We start from the raw sequence: 24,528 nt of genomic DNA, 5'->3' as shown, positions 1-24,528 counted from the left end.
CCTGTAAAACTATTGTCTAAGTCGTATGCATCAAAGTTTTTTAGCTGGCCTATAATTTTGGTCGAGCTTTTCTTAACACGGAGGCCATCTCTATTATGTGATATCCTGTGGTGGTTTTGCACTGTAACTTAACATCATCTTCATATTCTCTGTAATGGGAACTCCGAGTAAAAAATCTTCTTTCCATTACATTGTAATAAGATAAGCTTCTTTCGAATTCACCAACAAGTATGCTTGCTCTAATATACTCTAGGCTAGGCCATATTCTTTGTTTTTGATTAATAGGTAAAAAGCTGTCATCGTATTCATTAATAATTATTCCATGCTCATTTCTCTTTACGAGTGATAGAGATGCCCTATAAAGTGACTGTGCAATCTCATGAGCACCACTACTTTTTTCTAAATTAAGTAGTAAAGATACCCATTCAAAATTATGCCCTAACTGATAGCATTCAAAACTGCCATCTTCATTAGCATATTCAGCAATAATATTATTTTTAGGGTTTAAAAATTTATGCATGATGGTTTTGTAGTACTTTAAAGCATAACTTTCATTAATTATTTTCGTCTTTGCGCATTGAGTTAAAGACTCAAATATATGCATGGCAGAATTTTGTTCTATGCCAACTTTTAAATTTATTGGTCTGAATAGCAAGCCAGAAAGCGTAATATCTTCAATTAACTTCAGAGAATTTCTAATATCATTATTTAATTCTTTTTTTGGCATGGCATCAGAGTGAAGATAAAGAATAGATTGCGAATAAAGAAGAAAGCTCAACTCGTAAGCGGATAGCTTAGATAGTTCAGTAATATTGTGTTCTTTATCAAAATAAGAAGAGTACTCACTTTTGTTTTTTACAGCTTCGTAGAGCCTTATTGCTAGTTTTAACAATTTTTCATCGTTAAAATATTCGTAGCTTTTAAGAAGGAAGATAATGCCGCGAGTCTGACAAAGTAGTCTAGGAGAGGCGTTGGCTCTAAGCTCTTGTGAATCAGGGAAAATAACCTCCGGGACGAGACCAAAGCTATTGAGAGATGAGGAAATGTTGAAGATAAGCTCAGAAATGATTTTTTCACAATTTGAAAACATGAAGTTAATTCCATTAAATTTTTAATAATCTATCATTAAAGAAGTGAATATTTTCTTTTTCAATGATGTAAAGACCTTCTAAAGCGATAGGTTCTGGATGGAGTGAAACTGCGATATCACCCAGCTGATGTGACATGGTTTGTTTCTTTCGGTTTAAGTATGCATATTGCATAGATAAACTTTTAAGGGCTTTAGTATTTTCATCTGCTGAAATTACACCACCAACCAGCACTATTCTATCAGGCAGGTAAAGACATGATAAGTTAGACAGCCAAAGAGCTAATAGGGAAGTATATTCTTCTGACATATGAACTTTTGTTTTTTTCGTCTTGATTGTTTCTCTTACCAACCTGCTTCCATCTAGGTCTATAGCACAAAACCCAAACTCAGACCGTAAGATAGATATAAAGCCATCGTGTACATTTAAGTAACATGCGCAGGTACCTGTGCCTAAATTAACAACTAATGTAGATCCACTATAATACTTTGTTGCGCCCAAAGCAGCAGCAGCAACATCATTAACTGCATGTAACGACATTTTCTGTGAATGAAAAATTCTTTTGCATTCATCTATATCGAAGTTAAGAAAAGGAATATCATTGGAAAAAACTGCATTCTCTCCGATATGAGCTGCAAAAGCCGCCACAATTTTTGTAGCATATGGAGAGGTGTTCTTAACTAGCGAGATGAGCTTACTTAATGAGTTGATGTCTGATGTAGGTACATTGTAGGACCCATTCGACGACTTTATTTTTATATTAGTACCACCAACATCTAGGTAGGCCACGCTACTTTGAGAAGTGTCAATGTAAGTAATCATTTTTGCTCATAATTTTTCATTTGGTTTATAAGTTTTGCCCAATTCATCATTTCTTTATGTAAAGTGTAACCTACCATTTTGTAGCATGCTAGTAAGTTAAATGTCGAGGGTTAGGTACGACGTTGAGGCTGTAGAAAAACCCCTTTGACAGCCAGGTTTTGGTAGGATCGGGAAAACAGGCGGGGAGTGGTCAGCATGCCGCGCTTCAAGGTTTACAACTACGATCAGAACGCCATGGTGGTGATCAACTACCAGGATCAGCCTCAGCCTGGCACCTTCGAACACGCAGTGCATTACCTGATCGAGCATAAACTCGACTTGTCGGTTTTCCATCCGGGATATCGCAACGACAAGACAGGTCGGTTGGCCGATGATCCGGCCATCCTGTTGAAGATCATCCTGTTTGCCTACTCAAAAGGGATCACCTCCAGTCGCGAGATGCAGTGGTGCTGCGAGACCAATATCATTTTCAAAGCCCTGTCCTGCGATACCGTTCCCCACTTTACCACTCTGCATGCCGACGAAATTGAAGCGCTCTTTGAACAAGTGCTATTGGTGTGCCACGAACAAGGCTTACTGGGCAACGAACTCTTTACCATTGATGGCCGCAAGATGTCCTCCGATGCCTTTAAAGAGTGGTCGGGTACGTTCAAGGTGTTGAGCGAGAAGCGGGAGAAGCCTGGTTCGGCATCACCTGCTAGAGCACTACGCTCGTGATAAAGCCGAAACGGAAGCCGATTTGGATCGGGACATTCACCGAGCCAGGATGATCCTCTCACTAGATGCTGTTATGAACAAAGTGGATCGCTTCCTAAAGACGCACAGCCCAATGATGGACCGAGGGAAGCGAATTAATGAGGTGAAGAGCAACCTCACCGATAACGAAAGCGCCAAGATGATCACCAGTAAAGGCACGATCCAGGGTTATAATGGTGTGGCCAACGTCACCCCATCTTCAGTAGCACCCGGGTTTAGAGTCTGACGTTACTTTATCGCTTTTTAACACTAGTTGCACTGCATAGGCTGAAGGGGGCAGGCCATCAAGACTCTTCTTCATCAATGGATGACGTCGGGTAGGTATTTGCAATATTTCAAATTAGTGAATTTTTTGTTTCATCCGTTGACATGTTAAAAAAAAACAATATATCATCCTTTATTAAAATTATTTAGGTGGCGCTAATGAACGGTAAGAAAAGCTCTTTTGATTTTAGTTTCGGTACATTCGGAGTTCATGCTGCGCATGCTGAGGCAATTTCGGGAATAGCACCAACAATAAGTAAAAATGTATTAGCTGACCCTTTTGGAATGATAACGCCCGGAAATCATTTTTCAAATCTGATGTTTATGGATGGATATGGGTGGGTGTCAAGCCCTAGTAATGAGTTGTTTGATAAAAAAAAGGTTGAAGATATTACAATTGCTTTGACTGACTCTTTCTTAGATATTTCTGAGATAAAGGGCATGATAAAATCAGGCGACTTGGATATTGATGGTGAAATAATTAATCATGATGGTTGTGTAAAAGTAACCTGAATCCGTGAAGCCGGCGCCGACACTTTCCCTATCACCGCCAGCGAGCACTTTTTGATCATTCGCCCCGTGCAAGTTGGCTTTCGCAAGCCCGTTATTGCCAAAACCCACCGTGCTGATCGGTGCTGACGGCCCGTTTTGTCATGCCTTTCCACCCGCCAGGCACGACATATCTGGCGATCGCGTGTCGCTTGGAACTGCTTGTGGATAGAGTGTCGCCGATTGACGGTCAGCATGGCGTTCCTCGTGGATAACGCAGTCGGCTCCGCAGCGTCTTGAGCACCGTCATGCGCCCGATATCCTGCCCGAAGTCGAGGATGATCTGCCGTGCCTTGTGAATCACGAGAGCCGCACGGTGCACCAACTCTTGTAGCACGGTGCGCAGCCGGCGCCGCTTGGCCGGGTGGCGAACCGGGCTCAGCTCGCCGGTCATGCCTAGCTGTCCCATCAGGCGCAGGATGTTGTAGGCCAACTGGGCGAGATGCAGGATCAGATCGTTGGTGGCGAACTTGCCGGACGGCAAGCGCTCCAGGTCGAGATCGGTCTTGATCTCGCTGTGAAACTGCTCATGGGTGGCATGCGCCTGGTAGCGCTTGATCACCGCCTCCGGCGCCTCGTCCAGGCTGGTCCACCAGCCTTCCAACTCATAGTCCGGTTCGAGCAGCAACTGGCCATCGCGATCGGCGGTGCGCTCTACCAGGCGCATCACGCGTTGGACGACGTATTCGGTCTTGTTGTCGTCGTGGATCGAGACGGTCTGCGGCCACAGCGCCTGGCGCTTGCCAGGACGCAGCTCTTCCCAGTAGTCCGCCGCCACCGCCAGCCAGGTATCTCGATCAGCCGTGGCCGAGCCGCGCGGGTTCCATTTGACGACATAGTCGAGCCGGCGCCCCTCGTCGGCAAAGACCTGGCGTTGCTGTTCGAGAAGCGCCAGGTGCGCCTGGCTGTCGAAGCCGCTGTCCTCGCGTAACAGGATCGGTTGCCTGGTCAGGCATTGGGCGCGAGGCAGTACCCGCTCCAGGAAGGCGTTGCTCTCCTTCATGGTGTGCTGCTTGCCAGGCCGCAGTTCCAGACCCAGGCACCACCCTTCGTTGCCCAGATAGGCGGCGATCGGGGTGTAGCCATCGACCTTCTGGTAGGTCCGCGAGACGCCTTCCTTCTTCGAGTTGCTGTTGTCCATGACGAAGGTGTCGATGTCCAGGCAGACGTGCGTCGTCTCGGCGGTGATCGGTGCTTCGATCAGTGACAGCAGGGTCGTGGACCAGGTGGCGGTGCGCGCCTGCAGGTCGTTGGCGGCAAGTTTCTCCAGCCGCTGTCGCAACGTCGCCGCGCTCGGCACCTTCTGCAGGGTCAGCAGTTGTTGGAAGGGCTTGTCGCGGCGGAAGTTCTCGACAGCGTCATAGTCGCTCATGCCCAGACACAGCAGGCCCAGGTAGCTCTTGATCACGTCACTGGTGCGCATGCCCAGCGTGGTGGGGAAGCGGCTGTCGATGCTGTCGACGCCAGCGATCTCGAAGCATTGCCCGATGATGGACAGCCCGGCGTGGCTGGTGAGGGTGCGGCGACTGGCGCGGAACTTTATGTTGGGCATGGCACTGTCTGGGTGAATGGCGATAATGGCTATATTGCCATGCAGGTCAGTGGGTTAGAAGTGCTTCCGGGGGCCAGTCTCACGGATTCAGGAGTAACAAAGATTTCGATACAACCTGTTTGGGATATAAAGAGTATATGTGATTATTATTCAGTTACTGAGGAGAATTATTTAAGCAAATTATTTAAGTATACCGGTTTAGAATCTGAGTCTTTTTTGAAAAAGAGAGTGTTTATTCCATCTGTTCCAGCTAATACTCTTTATGTTGTAACGAAAAAACCAATATCAATTGGAAGCTTGCATAGTTTAGATATTCTTAGAGTTCATGATGAGTGCAATAGCTCAGATGTATTCGGTTCAACTATGTGTAGTTGCAGGCCTTTTTTAATTGAGGGTATAGTAAAATCGATCAAGTCTGCTCAGTCAGGTGGTAATGCAGCAATATTGTATATGCGCCATGAAGGCCGTGCCATGGGCGAAGTAAGTAAGTTTTTAATATATAACCAAAGAAAATATTTTTATAAAAATAAGGTAACTGATTATTTCGGTAGTGCGGTGGACATTACAAATCATTCTGATATCAGGAATCAGGATATAGCAGCTGAAATATTATATTGGGCTGGAGTAAAAGTAGTAAAAAATTTTGTCTCAATGAGCCCTCACAAGACTAAGGCTCTAGGCGATAAAAATATAATAATTGAAAATACTGGAGTCAATTACCAAGAGATAATCCCTAAAGAATCAAACATAGAGATTGAAGCAAAAATCCTTGCAGGTTATAAATAATGAATAGCATAGTAACGTTATTAGTCGAGGTGAGTTTAAATGGAAAAATCGACGAAGGGAATGGTGTTTCAAGTAAATCATTTTATCGTTATCAAAATAGCTCTGTAAGAGATTTTACACATAAGATTAGATCTGAATCAGACTGTATAGTGATTGGGAGAAAAACTCTTGAAACTGATAATCCATATTTAAGTGTCGATCAGAAATTATTCCCAGGTAAGAAGATTTCTAAAGTTATTGTTGGAAGGAAGCCAATAAAAAATGAAAATTTAAATGTTTTTGATGGCAATGGAGATGTATATTTTTTAGGAAATATAAAGCACCCTATAGACTCTCGTGTAAGGTTAATGCCTGTAGATAAGAATGAGTTAGAAGCATGTGAAATTGTTTCTTCTTTAAGGTCAGCAGGTTTTAATAGAATATTGATAGAAGGTGGGGCGAAGCTTCTGGAGAAGTTTTTAATATCAGGTAGCTTTGATAGATTGATTATTAAGTCTATTCCAATATTATGCTCAAGCGGAGCAAGTGATTTTTTAGATTTAATAGACAGCCCAACCATTAAACTGAGTTTATTAAAAAGCTATACTGCTGGAAATGTTTCTGTTTCTGAATATGAGTTGTTAAAAACTGGATTAATGTAATCATGAATGAATTTCATTCTAGCCAGCTAGAGTTGTCAAAGTGGTATGTTTCAAACTACGTAGTATTAGTTGGAGGCGCACAAAATGAAGATGATAATTATAAAAGATTTGTTTCACAATACGATAGATGCGAGTTGGAAAAACTTTTTATTAAAAAACATGAGCATGAGGAATTTTTCCGGCGTCATTATAATAAAATAACACAAGATAATGCTGAATTTAATCTAAATCGCGAGATTGAAGAAATAAGTAAAAGCGATTGCGACCCAGTTGCTAAAACTCTTTTAAAACATAAACGCTTAGACTTATATAAAGTATATCTAATCCAAGCATCAATGGACTTACTGGCAGAAGCTTCTGCATCAGGCTTTGGTTGTCTTGGAGTTGGAGGAGAACTGCAGACTGATTTATTTCGAATATTAGTAGACGAATTTGGATGCGGTAATTATAGTGAGAAGCACTCTACTTTGTATGCGGTGCTAATGGAAAAATTTGATCTCGATTCAAGTTATTTACATTATCTAAAACATTTTTCAATTGATGCAATTGTTTTCCATAATTTTGTACATTTTCTGTTTCAGAACAGGCGTAATTTTTTCTTGCAACTCGGATTTCTTGCGTGCGCAGAATCATCATATAGGAAGTCAACACACGAACACAATGAGGCATTAAAAGAATTAGGGGTTGAAAATAAGTATAGGAAATATCATTCAGAGCACGCCCATATTGATATTTTCCATACGGAAATTATGCAGGATATATACGAGAATAAAATAAAAGAATTCGGTGATCTTGCAAAACAAGATTTCGCTGCAGGTTTTAAAATGACAGAGTTTTACGGTAAGCGTTTAGCTGACAGCATTTCTAATGCAATGGAATGTATTGTAGAAGCAGGCATGAAAAGTTTTAGTAATGATATGATTATACCTGAATCCGTGAGACCGGCCCCCGGAAGCACTTCTAACCCACTGACCTGCATGGCAATATAGCCATTATCGCCATTCACCCAGACAGTGCCATGCCCAACATAAAGTTCCGCGCCAGTCGCCGCACCCTCACCAGCCACGCCGGGCTGTCCATCATCGGGCAATGCTTCGAGATCGCTGGCGTCGACAGCATCGACAGCCGCTTCCCCACCACGCTGGGCATGCGCACCAGTGACGTGATCAAGAGCTACCTGGGCCTGCTGTGTCTGGGCATGAGCGACTATGACGCTGTCGAGAACTTCCGCCGCGACAAGCCCTTCCAACAACTGCTGACCCTGCAGAAGGTGCCGAGCGCGGCGACGTTGCGACAGCGGCTGGAGAAACTTGCCGCCAACGACCTGCAGGCGCGCACCGCCACCTGGTCCACGACCCTGCTGTCACTGATCGAAGCACCGATCACCGCCGAGACGACGCACGTCTGCCTGGACATCGACACCTTCGTCATGGACAACAGCAACTCGAAGAAGGAAGGCGTCTCGCGGACCTACCAGAAGGTCGATGGCTACACCCCGATCGCCGCCTATCTGGGCAACGAAGGGTGGTGCCTGGGTCTGGAACTGCGGCCTGGCAAGCAGCACACCATGAAGGAGAGCAACGCCTTCCTGGAGCGGGTACTGCCTCGCGCCCAATGCCTGACCAGGCAACCGATCCTGTTACGCGAGGACAGCGGCTTCGACAGCCAGGCGCACCTGGCGCTTCTCGAACAGCAACGCCAGGTCTTTGCCGACGAGGGGCGCCGGCTCGACTATGTCGTCAAATGGAACCCGCGCGGCTCGGCCACGGCTGATCGAGATACCTGGCTGGCGGTGGCGGCGGACTACTGGGAAGAGCTGCGTCCTGGCAAGCGCCAGGCGCTGTGGCCGCAGACCGTCTCGATCCACGACGACAACAAGACCGAATACGTCGTCCAACGCGTGATGCGCCTGGTAGAGCGCACCGCCGATCGCGATGGCCAGTTGCTGCTCGAACCGGACTATGAGTTGGAAGGCTGGTGGACCAGCCTGGACGAGGCGCCGGAGGCGGTGATCAAGCGCTACCAGGCGCATGCCACCCATGAGCAGTTTCACAGCGAGATCAAGACCGATCTCGACCTGGAGCGCTTGCCGTCCGGCAAGTTCGCCACCAACGATCTGATCCTGCATCTCGCCCAGTTGGCCTACAACATCCTGCGCCTGATGGGACAGCTAGGCATGACCGGCGAGCTGAGCCCGGTTCGCCACCCGGCCAAGCGGCGCCGGCTGCGCACCGTGCTACAAGAGTTGGTGCACCGTGCGGCTCTCGTGATTCACAAGGCACGGCAGATCATCCTCGACGTCGGGCAGGATATCGGGCGCATGACGGTGCTCAAGACGCTGCGGAGCCGACTGCGTTATCCACGAGGAACGCCATGCTGACCGTCAATCGGCGACACTCTATCCACAAGCAGTTCCAAGCGACACGCGATCGCCAGATATGTCGTGCCTGGCGGGTGGAAAGGCATGACAAAACGGGCCGTCAGCACCGATCAGCACGGTGGGTTTTGGCAATAACGGGCTTGCGAAAGCCAACTTGCACGGGGCGAATGATCAAAAAGTGCTCGCTGGCGGTGATAGGGAAAGTGTCGGCGCCGGCTTCACGGATTCAGGTTATAGATAGCGCTCTTATTTTTGAACCGTCTGATGAGGATGACGACTATCTAATTAGCGGCTCTTTTATTGTTAATAAAAAACAGCTAGAAAAACACAATCTTTGCGATTACCCATTATATAAGGTTTTGTATTAAAGTGAGTATTTTTTTTGTTGCGCGGGATATATATTTCCAAGGGAAAAGACTTTTATTAGTTGAGATAGACGGTGTTCATTACTCTATTGAAGATAAGTGTCCGCATAGAGGGGGGCTAATTAGTAGAGGAAAAATTTGCGAAAAAGGAATCATCTGTCCATTACATCATAAAATTTATACTAAAAATATGATAAAAAAGAATTGTGTAGAATTTGATTTAAAATCTAATAGTGATTTTTTAATATAATTTGCATCAAATAAAACGGCACACTCATGATTAAACCATTTTGGTCTGGCAGATATTTTTTTTATTTGGCAGACCATTTGTCTGAATTGATAATTGTTTGGTTTGCCTGGCAGCTAACAGAATCTGCAGCTTCAGTTGGGATAGCTGTTTTTGTATCAAGGTTGCCATATTGGTTGTGCTCTATATTGATTGGATTCTTGGTTGATAAATTATCGCCTGGGAAGACTATATTTTTTGCAAATTTGTTAAGTTCTATTATATTGGTGGGTATTCCAATGTTTTTTTACATTAGGATATTAGATTATTATTTGTTTTGTTTTGTTTTTTGGTGTTTTTGTATTCATCTTGTAAAGTTTTTGATATGCTTGCAACGAGAAAAATTGTTGCTGAAATCTCTATGGGTTATGAGTATGTCAAGACAAATACTTTAATTGATATCTCAAAAAGAGCAGGAAGGCTGACAGGTCCCTTAGTTGCTTACTTAATGCTTTTTTATTTTTCGGAAAGTTTGATATTTGTTCTTACCATGGTCTTTCATGTATTTATTTGTTTTTCTTGTTATATTGAAATAGTTGTTCCGAAAGAAAAAAATCATAACAATAGAGAATTGATTTTACAGTCGCTTAAAAATTCTTTATTTAGGTATTTCCGAAACTCCAAACTGGCTAGGTTGGCTTTTTTATATGTTTTTATAAACCCTGTTTACTCAATTTCTTTATGGGTGTTTTTGCCTGTTTATTACGATGAAATTATGTTGTCAGGGGAGAGAGGTTATAGCTTTGCAATGTTCTTACTGTCTCTAGGGGCAATGATGTCAAGTATATTAATCTATAAGAAAGGTATTAAGGATGAAATGAACTCGGTGCTTCTCGGTTTTATTGTTTTTTCTTTAGGTTTTTTTCTGCTGTCCCTATCAACTGGACTACTGTCTTCATTTTTATCAATATTGATTATTTCTTTTGGGATACCTCTTTTTGATGTAGGGTCGGCATCTATTGTTAATAGCGAATCATCAAAGAAAGATCAAGCTAAGTTTTACTCGCTATTTAGATGTTTTGCAGAACTTGGTTTGGCAATTGGTTTGCTAGCTGGTGGTCATTTAATTGACATTTTTGGTTACCGTAATGCTGCAAGCACTATCTCCTTAATTTATATTTTTTTGTTAACTATTGCCCTCATTATAAATTTAAAAAGCCGAGAAAAGGGAAAGTCTCATTTTTGACATGCAACTAAATTGAAATTCAGTATTAGAGTGGCTAACCAGTCTAGTGCTTGGTGTCTATTGTAATGACCCCCTGGTTTCTGCACACCCTACGCGGCTAATGCCGGGTGTGCTCGGGGTGCCACATAGCCCAAGGACTGATGTGGCCGCTCTTCGTTGTAGTACCAGATCCAGCGACTGATCACTGCCCGCGCCTGGCCCAGCGATTCGAATCGGTGCTGCCAGATGCACTCTTCCTTCAAGGACCGGAAGAAGCGCTCGACCAGTCCGTTTTGCTCCGGGGTATAGGGCGTCGTGAACTCTTGGGTGAGCCCGTAGGCCTTCACCGTCGCCGTATAGTGTCGACTGCTGAAGACGAGGCCGTTGTCGGAACGCAGTGCCAGAGGTGAGTGAACTCTCCCCAGCGCTCCCAGGCGATAGATGAGCGCTTCTTCCAACGCCGCCTCAGCCGTCTTGCTACTGCCGTTATCCGATAACCGCCAGCCAAGGATCTCACGTGTACAGCAGTCGATGACCACCGCCAGACTGGCTCGCCGATCCTTTCCACACCACACGTACGTCAGGTCGGTCGCCCAACGCTCATCCGGCCTTGAGGCGATGGACGGTAGGCTCCTGGCCCGAGGCCGACAGCCTTGAGGCCGCTTGCGCACCTGCCATCCCTTCAGCTGAAGGATGCGCTGTATAGGCTTGCGATTCTCTCCCAGAACACACGCCAGACGACGATAGCCGTAAGTTGGGAAGCGCTCCAGGGCCAGTTTTACCCGGCTAACCAGCTCAGCATTGATGATACGGCAACGAGTCCTGGGCTGGTAATATAACGTCCTTCGAGGAAGCCCCAGCCACTGACACAGCTTGACGAGCGAGACCACGTGGCCTTTCTGGGCCATTTCCGCCTGCAACGACCTTACGAATTCTCGTCCTCGTCGAGCAGGCGTTTGAACTTTTTAAGGCATAAATCTGAAGATGGGCCTCACCCAAGGCTTCTTTGGTTTCCCGCAGTTCGGACTCGTACTGCTCGCGCATGTCCCTGGGGCGGGCTCGGAACCCGTTTTCCATGTTGCGCTGCGCTGCGCTTCCTCCATCCAGCCTTCGACGTCTGAAACGGTGAGGTCGTGCTCCCGAGCGACTTCGGCAACCGTGGCTTTACCTTTGAAAATGTCCATGACCACGGAGGCCTTGCGCTTGGCGGTCCAGCGTTTAACGGTAGGTTCGTGACTCATATCGTCCTCCTGATGGCTGCACTATAACCTGTGCAGCTACGAAGGGGGTCACTTCAAAACTGGCAAGATGATTGAGGTGGTAACCACTTCACCACCGCCGGGCAAAACGCCACTGAGGCGCTAGAAAGCGGCGCGCTGACCTTAAGTGACATCGACAACCGCGCCAGCTATGAGGCATACAGCACCAGCGTCGGGCTGAGTGCTGGCCAAGGCGATATGAGCTTCTTTGGTATCGGTGTGGGTCGAGGTGCTGGCGATGCCTGTAGCACTACGTTTGCTGCCGACCACCTCAATGCCCGGCAGCTCAAGACCAATAACACTCAGAATTAGAAAAGAGTATGGCGCCGCTTTGGGAGCAACGCAGCAGATCCATTCATTTTTAGTAACTATTCAGCACCGGTTGGCTGAGTCGGGGCTTCTTGCTGCATGAAGGCTGGCACATCACCCGCAAACAGTTGCTCCAGTGCGGTATGCGCCGCCACCCCTTGCTTGACGGCGGTCGAGAGGAAGCTGCGCATCCGGCAGAAGAATCTCCGCCCCCTCCCAGGAGCGGAAACAGCCCGAGATTTTCTGCTGGACCTTGGTCATTCGCAGATCGCGTTCCCCCTGGTTGTTGGTGAAGGGAGCGGCAGGGTCGTCGAGGAAGCGCAACACGTCGTCCTCGTACGCCTGGAGGCGTTCCAGGAGGTTGCGCGACTTGGTGCGCTTGGCCCGGCCTCGCGTTCCAGGTGGCGGTTTCACCGGCGGGGGGCTCTCGGCGTCCCCTTTCGCCAGGCAATCTCGATAGCGCTGCCGCCAGGCTCGGGTCTCATCGGCCGAGAGGCAGCCGTCGGCCACCTCCACGGCGCGATGCATCTCCAACAACAGGTCATGCAAGGCCTTGGCCCATGCCTGGCCATCGTTCTCCCAGGCCGCTGTCAGCTCCCGAAGGTGGTGCGCATTACAGAGCGCGTGCCGGCAATCCGGATAGCGGTAGTAGGGCTTCCAGTGATCATGCACCAGCACGCCACGCACGAAGGGCAATACGCCGATGGCGTCCATCGCTTCCTGGCCGCGCTTGGGGTGCGGGGCCAACCAGGTCAGGGCCTCGTTGGAGGCGCTGTGTAGCCAGTAGCGTTTGCCACCGACCTGCATTCCGGTTTCATCGGCATGGACGGTGGCTGCTTCACGTAGCGCCGGGATCACCCACTCGGCGAACGCCTCGGCCCGCTGGTAGGCCTCCTGGTTGAAGGCGAACAGGGTGCCGGTGCTCAGCGACAGGCCGCACTGCGAGGTGAGCAACTCGCGGATACGCGCATAGGGCAACAGCTGATACTGGGAGAGATAGACGACATGCGCCTTGAGGCGAGGGCCATACTGGATGGGGCGAGTCACGCCCTCGGGGAATGGCGCCACGTAGCGTTGCCCCTGATCATCTTCGAGGACCTCAGCCTGATATTCGGTGACCACGGCCTGGATTACGATGTCCTGCACTTGGCGCGTTTCGACGCCGACCGGGCGGTAAGAACGCCCCTTGGGGAGTTGCCGACGATCGACACGGAGCTTGACCACCTCGTCGGGGTCCGTCACCGGCGCCAACGTCTTACCCTCATGCCCTGGCTGTCCGCCGGGGCGCCGCTCGCCTTTGGCGCGCGAGCGGCGCTGGCGATTGGGATCCTGGGACGGTGGCTTGCTGCTGTTGCGGCTACTGGTGGCCAGGCGATCGGCCATGAGCTTGACCAGCAACATCAGCACATCGATGGCCGCACGCAGCGACGGAGAGACCGTCTGGTCTTCCTTGAGCTGCTGTCGGACCCGCTCCAGAGCCTCGTCGACGTTGATATCGCTGATGGTCATGTCACCGCATAGATATGCCGAAGGATTAGGCACACTATACCAGAAAAATCAGGTGGTTGGCGATATCCCATCCGCAGCCACCTGAATAGTTACCATTTTTATAGCCAACCTTGGAGCTGCTTGCGATACGCCGCCTGCGCCTGCGTCGCACTGATCGGCTGCAAACGCACTTCTGTACCCGGCAGGCACTGTGCCAGCCGGGCGCAGGCCATAGGCGTGAGGGCGCCCAAACGCGGGTAGCCCCCAATGGTTTGGCGGTCGTTCATCAGGATGATCGGCTGGCCATCGGGGGGGATCTGCACGGCCCCTAAAGGAATCCCTTCCGAGACAATGCCGCCCAGGCGGCTGTTCAGCGCTTTGCCGGTGAGCCGAATGCCCATGCGATCGGCGCGCTGGTCGACCGTCCAGGGCTGGTTGAAGGCATCGAACAGGCTGCGCCCGGCAAAGTGGGCGGCCTGGGAGCCCAGGACCATATCGAGTCGTACCGTTTGCGGCGTGCTGGAAATCGCAGCCGTTGGCAGCTCAGCGTGGGCGGGCAGCGTGCGCACCGACGCCGAAATGCCTTTCCAGGTCAGCGTATCGCCCGCCTTGAGCGGCTGGCCATCTTCATGCAGGCCGCCTATCTGCTCTCGGGCGGTGCATGCTCGGCTGCCCAGCACGGCGGGTGCATCGAGCCCGCCGGGAAAGGCGAGATACGCGCGCAGGCCTTGCTTTGGCTGACGAAAAACCAGCGTTTGGCCCGCCTGCATCAGGAAGCTGGCGTTGGGGGCAAGGGGCTGACCGTCCAGTGTGGTGGCCAGGTCGGCCCCGGTCAAAGCGAGGCGTACGTCCTGGTTGGCCACCAGGGTCAGGTTGCCGCCCATGACGATTTCCAGGGCGGCGCTATGCAGGGGGTTGCCCAGCAGCCAGTTGGCCCAGCGGAAGGCAATCCAGTCGGCGGCACCGCCCTGGGTAACGCCCAGGTGGCCAACGCCGAAGCGGCCTGCATCCTGAATCAGCGCCAGCGGCCCGGCTTGCTTGACGGTCAACATGGGCTGGCTCATGGGCGCTCCTCCAGCGGGGTGGTGTCGCCGCCGGCTGCTTCGAACTCGGCTTTAGAGATCGCCTTGAAGCGCACTTTATCGCCGGGGCGCAGCAGCGGTTCGCCGCGCTTGGCGCGCTCGAACAGCGGCACGGCGGTTCTACCCAGAATGTTCCAGCCGCCCGGGGAAAGCAGCGGGTAGATGGCCGTTTGTCGGTCGGCAATGCCGACGCTGCCCGCCGCGACGCGGCGGCGGGGCGTTTTCAATCGTGGCGTGGCAATGGCCTCATCTACCAGGCCCATGAAGCCGTAGCCAGGGGCAAAGCCCAGCGCAAACACGCAGTAATCGTGGCTGCAGTGGCGCTCGATCAAGTCATCGACGCTGAGCCCGGCGCGCGTTGCTACCGATGGCAATTCGGGGCCAACGCTTTCGTCGTACCACACGGGAATCTCGTGCAGCTGCCCCTGCTGGGTGTCGGCAGGGGTGAGATCGTGCAGCGCGCTGCGCACCAGCGTCGTGGCCTGGCTAAAGGTGAGCTTCTGGCAATCGTAGTGCACCAGCAGGGTGGTGTACGAGGGAATCAGGTCGATCAGCGCATCATCAAAGGCGCGGCGTAGCGCCTCGTCGGCGGCCATGATCCAGGCCATATTGCGTTCATCGATGGCGTCGAACAGGCGCACCGTCAAGGCGTCCATGGCGGCGGTTTCCAGGCGGAGTTTCACGCGGACTCCAGCGCCGTAAAGGCCTCGCGAATGGCGCGCACGGCAGCCACGGATTCGGGGTTGTCGCCATGCACGCAGAGTGTGTCGCAGGGCAACTGCAAGGCGCTGCCATCTCGGGCGGTGAGGGCTTCTCCCTTGGCCAAGGCAACTGCCTGGGCGACAATGGTGGTCTGGTCGTGGTGCACGGCCCCCGCCAGGCGACGAGAGGTCAGATGACCGTTGGCCTCATACGCGCGGTCAGCGAAGGTCTCGAACCACAGCGTGACGCCCATTTTTTCCGCTAGCTGACGGTGCGGCGCTGGGTCGGCAGTGGCCATCACCATCAGCGGCAGTCGGGCATCGTAGGCTTTCACGGCGCGCATGGCGCCTTCCAGCAGCGCCAGGTTGGCGGCCATGTCGTTGTACATGGCCCCGTGGGGTTTGACGTAGCTCAGCGCGGTGCCTTCCGCTTGGCAAATGCCCGCCAGCGCGCCGATCTGGTAGAGCATCATGTCTTCCACTTCATCCGGCGTGCAGGCCATGGAGCGGCGGCCAAAGCCCATGAGATCCGGATAGCCCGGGTGCGCACCGATCTTCACGCCGTGCTGCACGGCCAGCGCCACCGTCTTGCGCATCACATGGGGGTCGGAGGCGTGGTAGCCGCAGGCAATGTTGGCGCAGTCGACGTAGGGCATGACCTCCGCATCCAGGCCAATCGACCAGTTGCCGAAACTTTCGCCCATGTCGCAGTTGAGAAGGGGGAGCATTGTGCTCATAGTTGACTCTCCTGAAAAGCGCTGATTATTGCGAAGTTGCGGGCAACTTTATCAACTGATACTTCTGGTAGGCGCTCATAATGGTTTCATACTGCACTTGGTGGGCCATGACAAAATCATCGCCGTAGATCGTTTCGTCTGGGTATTCAGTAATCAATTGGAGTGGAGTGAGCTGGGTATCGTCACGAGTGAGTAGATAAGGAATATCGTTTCTTATGGTAAATTCCAAGCGGCCAGCGTGAGCTTCGAAAGCTTTGATCTGACGTCGATTGTAGGCCACCAGCCCCGGCACGTTCGCTAGATGTTCCGTGACATGTTCGAGCAGTGCTTCAGCCTGTGCCTTCCAGTGTTGGTGATAGCGGAGGACGAGAAAAAACCCCTTGGGTATCGACCACAGCTCGAAGTTGCGAGGTACGTAACCGGTCAGCGGGCGGGTCCACTCATGGGCGGGGTAACCATGCAGGTTGATGTGTAACTGCGCTCCGCTTGCCGCCTTGGCGCGCTCGCGAATGGCCAGCTCGAATTCTCCCCCCAGTGGCTGGGCCTGAAGGTCGTTGCCGAAAGCCGTGTAGCGCGCAGCATGGTGCATGTGATTTGGCTGTTCGGCAACCAGGCGCTGCTGTAGATGGTAGCCATCTGGGTTTTCGAGCGGTGAAAGCACGAAATGCGAACCTGCCTGCCTCGATAGATCTTGCCCTGCGCGCAAGGCGCCTACGATACCAGAAGGTTCGTTGGCGTGCTGCGCGGCGCTGATAATCACTGCCCGCTCTTGCCCTATGTGATAGCGAGCAGATAATTTACGCCCACTCCGGCTTTTGGCATGAAGTGCCTCTCCCTCAATGGTGTCGAGTTCGGCGTGTATCTTGGCAGCACTCAATGGGTGCTCGGCGCTGTCGAGCATAGTGATTTCTTCAGCAGCAGCATCGTCAGTGTTTAGTGGACGAAGTGTGATCGTAAGCGACGGCGGTGCCTCGGTGCGGGTCTTGATTTCCGGCACAATCTGACCTGGCTGGATTGAGCGGTCGCCCAGTGGCAGGCCAGAAAGTTTTTGGTAGACCTCCAATAGCGAGAAATAGAGCTCCTCGTGCAGTCCCTCGGCCAGGCTCATATGCTCGAGTCCGAAGGCCAGCGGCGTATCCTGGCATGGTAGAGTAACGCTGATATTGAGCTCTTCGAAAAATGGCTGCTCGGCGGGCCACTCGGCTTGGGTAATCGCGTCTATCGCCGTTTCAAAGAGCTGGACATAGTCACAGGTGTAGAGAGAGCTGCCGCTATAGCCGCTAGTGCTTTGCCAGTAGACCCAACCGCAGGGCGAGAGTTGCCAAGCCCCTACGTGGTCTAAATGATGACGGTTGGGTGCTTCCACACGCACCATCTCTTGGGTGCCGTTTGCATATGTCAGCGCCAGCTCGTAGTGGTATAGCATAGTTTGAGTTTGACAAGTGACCGCCTCCCAGCTCAGTGCGACGCTTTCGCCGAGGAGGCCTGCTAACGGGTAAGCCTCCAACAGGAAACGCTTAGGAGCCTCGATGGGTGCCGGGTAACGGATGTGCAACGCACGAAGAGGCAGTATGTCTAGCTCCTCTATCACATAATGCACCAAGGGTTTGTAAGCGCTGTAGAAGCGTGCCTCAATCCCTTGATCCTTGAGCATCTGCTCGGCGCGATGGCGGGCGGTACGATCGTCGAATACCCAAGCGGAGAGCTTGTCGCCCGGTGATAGAGTCTTTCGGTACTGAGATGCGATTGCTTCGACGCTGCGCTCGAAGGTAGTGTCCAGAAGTACAGTCATTGTGAGGTCCGCCCTGTGGGATCTAGAGTGTCGCGCAGCCAGTCACCCAAAAGGTTGAGTCCTAGCACGGTGAGCAGAATGGCAATGCCAGGAAAGACACTGACCCACCAAGCGGTCTGTAAATAGGTGCGGCCTTCGGCCAGCATGCCACCCCAACTCGGTATGACTGGATCCACGCCAAGACCCAGGAAGGTTAGACTGCTCTCTAATAGGATGTTGTTGGCTACGTTCAATGTCATTAGTACGATGACCGGGCCCAGTAGATTAGGCAGTAGGTGCTGGAACAGGATGCGCCAGTCGCGTACGCCTATGGCTTGGGCCGATAGAATGAACTCGCGATCCTTGAGCGACAGCACCGAACCTCTCACCAAACGAGCGTACTGTACCCACTGCGAAACGATCAGCAGAATGATCATGTTGGTCAGCCCGCCACCGATGACTGCAATAAAGGTAATAGCCAGCAGAATGAACGGCAGGGCGAGCTGCACATCGGCAAAGCGCATGACGATCATGTCGATGAATCCGCCGTAGTAGCCTGACAAAAGCCCCATGACGATACCCAGTGCTACCGCACCTAGTGCGGAATAGAAACCTACCTTGAGCGAGATTTCCCCACCGATGATGACTCGGGCCAGTACGTCGCGACCCAACGGGTCAGTACCTAGAGGAAAGCTGCCGTCAGTTAGAGGTGGAGTGAGGCGCATGGCGAGGTTGATGCCGCTGCCACCGTCTGGAAACAGCCAGCCTGAAAGCAGGACCGCTAAACCGATGCTTCCTACTAGCAGGGCGCCCGTAATAAACTCGAAGTTTTTGAAACGCTGAAGTCTCAGAGAATTTAACGACATAAGGCCACCTAACTCTTGCGCACGCGAGGGTCGACGAAGCCATAAGCGACATCGACCAGCAGGTTGATTGAGATGATCAGAAGTGACAGAACTGTGATTACACCCTGCAATACTGGATAGTCACGGGCGGCAACGGCGTCGAAGGCCAGTGTACCTAGCCCTGGCCAGTTGAATACTCTCTCGACAACGACGATACCGCCCAAGAGCCCTCCAAACTGCAAGCCGAAGTAGGTGATTAGCGGGATTGAGCAGTTACGCAGCGCATGCTTGTAGAGTACTACCGAATTGGAAAGCCCTTTGGCGCGTGCCACCATGATGTACTGGGAGCGCAGTGTTTCCAGCATGGTAGTTCTGACCAGACGTACGTTGGTGGCAGTCAGAATGATACCCATGGTGGCGGCAGGCATAATGAAGCTCTGCCATCCCTCCATGCCGCTGGGCGGCAGTAGATTGAAAGTGATTGATAACAGCAGCACCAGCATGATGGCCAGCCAGAAGTTAGGAAAGGAGAGGCCAACTAGTGAAATAACCCGGATGACTTGGTCGGGCCATTTGCCGCGGGAGACGGCGGCCTTAACACCTAGCGGAATCGATAGCGCGATAGAGACAAATAGCGAAGCAAACGCCAGCGCTAGGGTTGCTGGGAGTGCTCGACCGATTAGTTCGCTCACCTGCGTGCCGCCCATGAAGCTGCGGCCTAAGTCGCCGGTGAACAGACCTTTCAGAAACTCCATGTATTGCAACAAAAACGGCTGGTTGAGCCCGAGTGCTTCGCGAATGCGCGCCAGATCCGCCTCGGTGATACTACCCGCCCCTTGGGCAAGCATGATGGCGGGGTCGCCGGTCAGGCGAATCGCAAACGACACGATCAGCGTTACCGCCACAAGCACGAATAGCGCTTGCAGCAATCGGTAGAAAAGAAACTTGGCCACGTGGTTTACCCTCGAAACAGAAGGCCGCCGCCTTTAAGGCGGCGGCGGATTGGGCTTATTCGGCGACGTCGACGTCGGTAAGTCGAACCCGGTTGTCTGGGGCGGGTTCGAAGTTCTCAACTCGATTGCCTACCCCATAAAGCGCGTTCAAGCTATAAAGTGGCATTTCAAGCGCTCGCTCCTTGGTATAGCGAGCAACGAACTGCAATAAGGTTTCTCGCTCGGTGCGGTCAGTGATGCTGCGCTGTGAGTTGAGCATTTCGTCGAGCGTGGTATCGCTATCGTAGGGGTTCCAGCGCTCGCCGGAGTGGTACATCAGATACGCGGTGTTGTCGAAATCGAAAGTCCAGCCTCCCCATTTTTGCTGGAACATCTCACCTGTGCGCCCCGCTGGAATAATGTCGTTGAGCAACACGTTGGTTTCGTAGGGTTGAATAGAGGCGTTGAGGCCCACTCCCTGCAGATAGGCAGCAACCACCTGGGCCACTTCGGTAAAAGTAGCGTCGTTGCCGCGCACGTCGATTTGTAGGGTCGTGCCTGGCTCGATACCGGCCTCTGTGAGCAGTTCTTGGGCGCGCTGCGGATCAAAGGGGTAGGGCTCAAGTTCCGGGTCGAAGCCGAAGGATTGTTCGCCTTGGAAACTGGCAATCACACTGCCTTCTCCAGCCAAAATGGAGTCCACAATGGCGTGACGGTCGACTGCCATGATGATCGCCTGACGGACTCGCTCATCGGCGGTGATGCCTGACTGGGTATTGAAGCGTAGTGCCTCAACGGTGGGTGAGGCGACACTTACCACTTGTGTATTGGGGTGAGCGTTGATCGAGTCGATCATGCCGATAGGAATGGTTGGTGGCAAGACGATATCCACTCGACCGGATTGCAGTTCGGCAACGGCCGTGGAAGGTTCGGAAATGAAGCGGTAAGTGACGCTATCGAGCTTCGGTGCGCCACCCCAGTGATCGGCGAAGGCTTCTAGCCTCACATTGGAGCGTGGCGTGTAATCGACCATTTTGAAAGGGCCTGTGCCTACAGGGTGGATGTTGAAGTAATCGTCACCATGCTCTTCGATATAGCTTGGCGGCACGATCATTGCGCCGTATCCAGCCAATTTGGTCATCAAGACCGGGTCTGGGTTATAAAGGAAAAAATCAACGGTGTAGTCGTCGATAACTTCCACATGAGAAATCGCCGTGTAGTTGGAGCGTTGAGGACCACGGGCGCCTTCTTCCCCCAGTAGACGGTCAAAGGTGAATTTTACCGCGTCGGCATTGAAGGGCTCGCCGTTATGGAATATTACGCCTTCACGCAGCGAAAAGCGGATGCGTTTGCCCTCATCCAACTCTTCCCAGCTGGTAGCAAGGCCAGGTACCAATTCAAGATCTGGGCCACGATAGGTTAGGCCGTCGAAGATATTAGTGGCCACCGATGCCCAGTTGACCAGAAAGGTATCGATTGGGTCCCAGCTGCCTGGATCCTGAGGAGAGGCAATGGTCAGTGAACCTGCTTGACTCGCTCCAGAGGCGGCTAGAGCAGCAGCTAGGGTGCAAGCTTGAAATAGAGTTGTCTTTTTCATTGATCGTCTTCTCTATGGTTTCTTGTTCAGGTTGGAAACAAAGCGCTACAAGTGGGGCAAGGTGCTGTCGCGGGAAACGAAATGACCGGTGGCTATTTCATCAAGAGGATAAATGGTGGGTTCATCGCCCACTCTGCGGATTGGGCTCGGAATATCACCGTCTAACAGCATGTGCTCGCGCCGATGTTGCGGATCGGCCACGGGCACTGCGGAGAGGAGTTTCTTTGTATAGGAGTGTTGAGGCGCGTCGAAAACTCTTTGACGTGGCCCTATTTCGACAATTTGGCCAAGATGCAGTACCGCTACACGGTGACTCATCTTCTCCACTATCGCCATGTCGTGGCTAATAAACAGGTATGCCAAGCCTTCCTCGCGTTGAAGCTGCATCATCAAATGAATGATCTGCGCTTGGATGGAAACGTCTAGTGCAGACAGTGCCTCGTCGGCAATAATAAGTTTGGGCTTGGAGGCTAACGCTCGAGCGATACAGATGCGCTGACGCTGGCCGCCAGAAAATTCGTGTGGATAGCGGTTGGCGTGTTCTGGTTTCAAACCTACACGTTCAAGCAGCTCGCTGACTCGTTGCTTGATATGTTGCTGGTTAGCTATCAAGTGGTGAGTGTGGATGGGTTCTGCAATGGAAAAACCAGCGGTCTTTCGTGGGTCGAGAGATGCGAAGGGATCCTGGAAAATGTACTGCACTTCTTGGCGAAGCTTCATTTTTTCGCTGCGTGACATTTGTACGACCGGCCTGCCGGAGAAGGTGATATCGCCGCTGGTACTTTTCTGCAGTTGCTGGATAGTTCGTCCTATGGTGGACTTGCCCGAGCCTGATTCGCCCACTAGCGCCAGTGTCTCTCCAGGAAAGATGTCGAAGCTGACGTGCTCAACAGCGTGGACGCGATGGCTCACCCCGCCAAAAAAACCTTTGTTGATATCAAAGCGTGTGACCAGATTACGCACGCTGACCACCGGTATTTCTTGCGCACGCACGGTATCTTGGAGCGTAGATACACCTTGGGTAACGACCTTTTCGCCATCAAAGGTCATAAGCGGCTCAGCCCGAGGAAGGGCTTCACCCTGCATGCTGCCAAGTTTGGGCACTGCCGCTAGTAGTGCTTGGGTGTAGGGGGCCTGAGGCGAGGTGAACAATGTGGAGACATTCGCCTCTTCTACCTTCTTGCCGTTACGCATCACTACTACGTGGTCGGCTACTTCCGCCACAACGCCCATGTCATGGGTGATGAAAATTACGGCCATCCCGAGCTCTTTCTGGAGATCGCGAATGATGGTGAGAATCTGCGCCTGAATGGTAACGTCTAGCGCTGTGGTAGGCTCATCGGCCACGAGAACCTTGGGTTTGCAAGCTAACGCCATGGCGATCATTACTCGTTGGCGCATACCGCCTGAAAGCTGGTGTGGGTAGCGTTTCAAAAGCGATTCGGCATCTGCCAAGCGGACTAAGCGCAGTAGCTTTAAAGCTTCTTCGCGTGCTGTCGCTTTGCTGTAATCGCCGTGAAGCAGGAGCACTTCAGTGATCTGGTCGCCGATGGTATAAACCGGATTGAGTGATGTCATCGGTTCCTGGAAGATCATTGAGATCTCTTTTCCACGGATCTTGCGCATCTCCTTGTCAGCAAGCGTTGTTAAATCCAGCGGCGCTTTATCGCTCGTATTGCGATAAAAAATATGTCCCTTGGCGATGGTTGCGTTGAGATACTGTACTAGACCCATTATGGCGAGTGAGGCCATGGATTTGCCCGACCCGGACTCGCCGACGATCGCCAAGGTTTGACCAGCGTGAAGGTCAAACGTGAGATCCTGGACGACCCTGTGGGATCCGAACGTGACATCAAGGGATTGCACGGACAGCAGAGGTGGTATTGATAGCACAATTTTGCCTGTATTTTTTGTGTAATTCATATGGAAATTATATGTATGATGTTTGCATGTCAATTGGGTATTCGCCATTTCAATGTGGGCAGGCAGGTTGAGGTATCATGAGCTAGCCGTTAGCCAAGCCCCATGCCATAAATCGATTACAGGGCTCCTTAATTCCGTTGTGGACGAAAAAATTTTCAAAATCAAATGCTAAAGAGCATGCCTATGAGTGAAGAGAGACAGACTGTGCCCCTCAAGAGAAATCCCATCGTGTCGTCAGAACACCTGTCCCACAAAGCGCAAGAGCTTTCGGAGTTCGAGTTTGGACTAATTATCTCCAGCAATGCGTTCAACCGCTGGATGGTGCGCTGCATGACGGCTACGGGGTATCCTGAGCTTGGGGCGCTTGATGTTTTAGTGCTTCATAGTGTCAATCATCGGGCACGGGCAAAACGGCAGGGAGATATCTGCCTGGTTCTCAACGTTGAAGATACGCATACAGTGGCCTATGCATTGCGTAAGCTCTCAAAGTTAGGATTGGTAGTAGGTGAAAAACACGGTAAAGAAACGCTGTTTAGTACTACAGAGCAGGGGCATGATGCGTGTAATCGCTATGCCGAAATTCGGGAGTCGTGCCTCATTGAGTCACTTGACTCAATGGGTATTGAACGCAGCGAAATCAGCCGTTTAGCCAGCATTTTGCGAGCTATGTCAGGTTTGTATGACCAAGCCGCTAGGGCAGCTGCTTCGCTGTAAAAGCTATTGCTGTCGTTATGTAATGCCACGATTATCCCCTCATTTTGAGAGAGCTTCAAAAGTAGCACTTAGGCCATCATGAGCAGCTTTTGTTGAGGTGTGGCTCCTTCGAGTCCCATGTTGGGTTGTTTGTGATTGCAGTGCCAGAGCCAGCGAGTAGCATAATCTGGCACTTCCTTGGTGCTGTCGAACAAATACTGTGCCTTTCACTGATTCTGCTGTTGGCAATCGCCTTGATGCATATCTTCCCTGAGATTGCGCTGTACCTGCCGCAGGCGATGAATCGTTAACGAGAGGGAAGATCACGCCCGTATACGGCAATACCGCCCCGACCAGCGCGTTTGATGGCATACATGCTCTGGTCGGCGGCGTTGATGATCTCTCGTTCGTTATCAAACTCGCCATCGTCGAGGCACGCGATGCCGATCGAGACAGAGATGTACAGAGACTCATGGCCCACCTGAACCATGGGGGACGCCTGCAAACGTTGCGCTATCCGTTCGGCAGTAAGCGTTC

At 51.5% G+C, this 24,528-nt stretch carries 23 protein-coding genes and 2 pseudogenes; 10 read left to right on the top strand and 15 right to left on the bottom strand.

Translation table 11 applies throughout. The features are described 5' to 3' along the window. Positions 1–49: 49 nt before the first annotated feature. Together HSS18214_RS18780 and HSS18214_RS19095 are read right to left on the bottom strand one after the other, a co-directional pair. A complete protein-coding gene (locus HSS18214_RS18780) occupies positions 50–1,090 on the bottom strand; it encodes an AGE family epimerase/isomerase (RefSeq protein WP_083844197.1) in 1,041 nt (346 codons plus the stop codon). 13 nt (positions 1,091–1,103) lie between these two features. Further along, positions 1,104–1,910: an acetate and sugar kinases/Hsc70/actin family protein gene (locus tag HSS18214_RS19095; RefSeq protein WP_156808511.1), complete on the bottom strand. Its 807-nt coding sequence runs from the start codon at positions 1,908–1,910 to the stop codon at positions 1,104–1,106. 195 nt (positions 1,911–2,105) lie between these two features. On the opposite strand from HSS18214_RS19095, the pseudogene HSS18214_RS18120 reads away from it, so the two are divergent. After that, positions 2,106–2,638 (top strand): annotated as a pseudogene (locus HSS18214_RS18120) (transposase); the annotation flags it as partial. Positions 2,639–3,089: 451 nt separating this feature from the next. Further along, positions 3,090–3,443 (top strand): hypothetical protein, encoded by a 354-nt coding sequence (locus HSS18214_RS19090; protein WP_156808510.1) that lies wholly within the window; start codon positions 3,090–3,092, stop codon positions 3,441–3,443. Between the two features lie 226 nt (positions 3,444–3,669). Here HSS18214_RS19090 and HSS18214_RS0110725 read toward each other — a convergent pair whose 3' ends face one another. Further along, positions 3,670–5,031, bottom strand: a complete 1,362-nt coding sequence (locus HSS18214_RS0110725) for an IS1380 family transposase (protein ID WP_016913634.1) — start codon at positions 5,029–5,031, stop codon at positions 3,670–3,672. On the opposite strand from HSS18214_RS0110725, the gene HSS18214_RS18775 reads away from it, so the two are divergent. From HSS18214_RS18775 to HSS18214_RS18750, 7 genes are all read left to right on the top strand, one after another. Next, complete coding sequence (locus tag HSS18214_RS18775) at positions 4,984–5,817, top strand: hypothetical protein (RefSeq protein ID WP_156808509.1); 834 nt, start codon at positions 4,984–4,986, stop codon at positions 5,815–5,817. The two genes, HSS18214_RS0110725 and HSS18214_RS18775, sit on opposite strands and share 48 nt — an antisense overlap. After that, positions 5,817–6,458, top strand: a complete 642-nt coding sequence (locus HSS18214_RS18770) for a dihydrofolate reductase family protein (protein WP_083844195.1) — start codon at positions 5,817–5,819, stop codon at positions 6,456–6,458. Before HSS18214_RS18775 ends, HSS18214_RS18770 begins: the two co-directional genes overlap by 1 nt. 2 nt (positions 6,459–6,460) lie before the next feature. Continuing rightward, positions 6,461–7,447, top strand: coding sequence for an iron-containing redox enzyme family protein (locus tag HSS18214_RS18765; protein WP_083844194.1), 987 nt, complete (start codon positions 6,461–6,463; stop codon positions 7,445–7,447). A 29-nt stretch (positions 7,448–7,476) separates the two neighbouring features. After that, entirely contained in the window at positions 7,477–8,838 is a 1,362-nt protein-coding gene (locus tag HSS18214_RS0110710; protein WP_016915294.1) for an IS1380 family transposase, read from the top strand. Beyond that, on the top strand, positions 8,832–9,206 hold the full coding sequence (locus HSS18214_RS18760) for a hypothetical protein (RefSeq protein ID WP_083844193.1): 375 nt from the start codon (positions 8,832–8,834) through the stop codon (positions 9,204–9,206). Before HSS18214_RS0110710 ends, HSS18214_RS18760 begins: the two co-directional genes overlap by 7 nt. A gap of 1 nt (position 9,207) precedes the next feature. Continuing rightward, positions 9,208–9,453, top strand: coding sequence for a Rieske (2Fe-2S) protein (locus HSS18214_RS19780; protein ID WP_162129522.1), 246 nt, complete (start codon positions 9,208–9,210; stop codon positions 9,451–9,453). A gap of 313 nt (positions 9,454–9,766) precedes the next feature. Beyond that, on the top strand, positions 9,767–10,675 hold the full coding sequence (locus tag HSS18214_RS18750; protein WP_272942913.1) for an MFS transporter: 909 nt from the start codon (positions 9,767–9,769) through the stop codon (positions 10,673–10,675). 89 nt (positions 10,676–10,764) lie between these two features. Here HSS18214_RS18750 and HSS18214_RS0110705 read toward each other — a convergent pair whose 3' ends face one another. From HSS18214_RS0110705 to HSS18214_RS0110655, 11 genes and pseudogenes are all read right to left on the bottom strand, one after another. Then, on the bottom strand, positions 10,765–11,562 hold the full coding sequence (locus HSS18214_RS0110705; protein ID WP_016915293.1) for an IS3 family transposase: 798 nt from the start codon (positions 11,560–11,562) through the stop codon (positions 10,765–10,767). A gap of 57 nt (positions 11,563–11,619) precedes the next feature. Then, positions 11,620–11,895 (bottom strand): DUF1153 domain-containing protein, encoded by a 276-nt coding sequence (locus HSS18214_RS18115; protein ID WP_198517602.1) that lies wholly within the window; start codon positions 11,893–11,895, stop codon positions 11,620–11,622. Between the two features lie 386 nt (positions 11,896–12,281). After that, a pseudogene (tnpC, locus tag HSS18214_RS18110) lies at positions 12,282–13,731 on the bottom strand (IS66 family transposase). 98 nt (positions 13,732–13,829) lie between these two features. Then, a complete protein-coding gene (locus HSS18214_RS0110690) occupies positions 13,830–14,774 on the bottom strand; it encodes a 5-oxoprolinase subunit C family protein (RefSeq protein ID WP_016915292.1) in 945 nt (314 codons plus the stop codon). Then, complete coding sequence (gene pxpB, locus HSS18214_RS0110685) at positions 14,771–15,475, bottom strand: 5-oxoprolinase subunit PxpB (protein WP_016915291.1); 705 nt, start codon at positions 15,473–15,475, stop codon at positions 14,771–14,773. Before pxpB ends, HSS18214_RS0110690 begins: the two co-directional genes overlap by 4 nt. Further along, the gene (locus HSS18214_RS0110680; RefSeq protein WP_016915290.1) at positions 15,472–16,230 is read right to left on the bottom strand and encodes a 5-oxoprolinase subunit PxpA; all 759 of its coding nucleotides are present in this window, start codon (positions 16,228–16,230) and stop codon (positions 15,472–15,474) included. Before HSS18214_RS0110680 ends, pxpB begins: the two co-directional genes overlap by 4 nt. Positions 16,231–16,255: 25 nt before the next feature. Then, positions 16,256–18,022: a M14 family metallopeptidase gene (locus tag HSS18214_RS0110675; protein WP_016915289.1), complete on the bottom strand. Its 1,767-nt coding sequence runs from the start codon at positions 18,020–18,022 to the stop codon at positions 16,256–16,258. Then, positions 18,019–18,867 carry an ABC transporter permease gene (locus HSS18214_RS0110670; RefSeq protein ID WP_016915288.1) on the bottom strand — a complete coding sequence of 283 codons (849 nt, stop codon included), beginning with the start codon at positions 18,865–18,867 and terminating at the stop codon, positions 18,019–18,021. The genes HSS18214_RS0110675 and HSS18214_RS0110670 overlap by 4 nt, the downstream gene beginning before the upstream one ends. A gap of 8 nt (positions 18,868–18,875) precedes the next feature. Continuing rightward, complete coding sequence (locus tag HSS18214_RS0110665) at positions 18,876–19,799, bottom strand: ABC transporter permease (RefSeq protein ID WP_016915287.1); 924 nt, start codon at positions 19,797–19,799, stop codon at positions 18,876–18,878. A gap of 55 nt (positions 19,800–19,854) precedes the next feature. Further along, the gene (locus HSS18214_RS0110660) at positions 19,855–21,375 is read right to left on the bottom strand and encodes an ABC transporter substrate-binding protein (RefSeq protein WP_016915286.1); all 1,521 of its coding nucleotides are present in this window, start codon (positions 21,373–21,375) and stop codon (positions 19,855–19,857) included. A 45-nt stretch (positions 21,376–21,420) separates the two neighbouring features. Next, entirely contained in the window at positions 21,421–23,298 is a 1,878-nt protein-coding gene (locus tag HSS18214_RS0110655; protein ID WP_050980307.1) for an ABC transporter ATP-binding protein, read from the bottom strand. Positions 23,299–23,481: 183 nt separating this feature from the next. On the opposite strand from HSS18214_RS0110655, the gene HSS18214_RS0110650 reads away from it, so the two are divergent. After that, positions 23,482–24,012, top strand: a complete 531-nt coding sequence (locus HSS18214_RS0110650) for a winged helix DNA-binding protein (protein WP_016915284.1) — start codon at positions 23,482–23,484, stop codon at positions 24,010–24,012. 286 nt (positions 24,013–24,298) lie between these two features. Here HSS18214_RS0110650 and HSS18214_RS0110640 read toward each other — a convergent pair whose 3' ends face one another. Further along, positions 24,299–24,508, bottom strand: coding sequence for a diguanylate cyclase (locus HSS18214_RS0110640; protein WP_272942917.1), 210 nt, complete (start codon positions 24,506–24,508; stop codon positions 24,299–24,301). Positions 24,509–24,528: the final 20 nt, after the last annotated feature.

This window comes from Vreelandella stevensii S18214 (assembly GCF_000275725.1).
GTDB lineage: Bacteria > Pseudomonadota > Gammaproteobacteria > Pseudomonadales > Halomonadaceae > Vreelandella > Vreelandella stevensii.
The sequence above is the reverse complement of the archived record's forward strand: the minus strand, read 5'-3'. Positions and strand labels throughout refer to the sequence as shown.

Bases quoted from the DNA above. Each gene is read 5' to 3' on its own strand.
- HSS18214_RS19095 (WP_156808511.1), bottom strand. From the start codon at position 1,910: ATGATTACTTACATTGACACTTCTCAAAGTAGCGTGGCCTACCTAGAT.
- HSS18214_RS18770 (WP_083844195.1), top strand. From the start codon at position 5,817: ATGAATAGCATAGTAACGTTATTAGTCGAGGTGAGTTTAAATGGAAAA.
- HSS18214_RS18765 (WP_083844194.1), top strand. From the start codon at position 6,461: ATGAATGAATTTCATTCTAGCCAGCTAGAGTTGTCAAAGTGGTATGTT.
- HSS18214_RS0110650 (WP_016915284.1), top strand. From the start codon at position 23,482: ATGAGTGAAGAGAGACAGACTGTGCCCCTCAAGAGAAATCCCATCGTG.
- HSS18214_RS0110675 (WP_016915289.1), bottom strand. From the start codon at position 18,022: ATGACTGTACTTCTGGACACTACCTTCGAGCGCAGCGTCGAAGCAATC.
- HSS18214_RS0110655 (WP_050980307.1), bottom strand. From the start codon at position 23,298: ATGAATTACACAAAAAATACAGGCAAAATTGTGCTATCAATACCACCT.
- HSS18214_RS0110690 (WP_016915292.1), bottom strand. From the start codon at position 14,774: ATGAGCCAGCCCATGTTGACCGTCAAGCAAGCCGGGCCGCTGGCGCTG.
- HSS18214_RS18760 (WP_083844193.1), top strand. From the start codon at position 8,832: ATGCTGACCGTCAATCGGCGACACTCTATCCACAAGCAGTTCCAAGCG.
- HSS18214_RS0110660 (WP_016915286.1), bottom strand. From the start codon at position 21,375: ATGAAAAAGACAACTCTATTTCAAGCTTGCACCCTAGCTGCTGCTCTA.
- HSS18214_RS19090 (WP_156808510.1), top strand. From the start codon at position 3,090: ATGAACGGTAAGAAAAGCTCTTTTGATTTTAGTTTCGGTACATTCGGA.
- HSS18214_RS0110670 (WP_016915288.1), bottom strand. From the start codon at position 18,867: ATGTCGTTAAATTCTCTGAGACTTCAGCGTTTCAAAAACTTCGAGTTT.
- HSS18214_RS0110710 (WP_016915294.1), top strand. From the start codon at position 7,477: ATGCCCAACATAAAGTTCCGCGCCAGTCGCCGCACCCTCACCAGCCAC.
- HSS18214_RS18115 (WP_198517602.1), bottom strand. From the start codon at position 11,895: ATGAGTCACGAACCTACCGTTAAACGCTGGACCGCCAAGCGCAAGGCC.
- HSS18214_RS0110680 (WP_016915290.1), bottom strand. From the start codon at position 16,230: ATGAGCACAATGCTCCCCCTTCTCAACTGCGACATGGGCGAAAGTTTC.
- HSS18214_RS0110705 (WP_016915293.1), bottom strand. From the start codon at position 11,562: ATGGCCCAGAAAGGCCACGTGGTCTCGCTCGTCAAGCTGTGTCAGTGG.
- HSS18214_RS0110725 (WP_016913634.1), bottom strand. From the start codon at position 5,031: ATGCCCAACATAAAGTTCCGCGCCAGTCGCCGCACCCTCACCAGCCAC.
- HSS18214_RS18780 (WP_083844197.1), bottom strand. From the start codon at position 1,090: ATGTTTTCAAATTGTGAAAAAATCATTTCTGAGCTTATCTTCAACATT.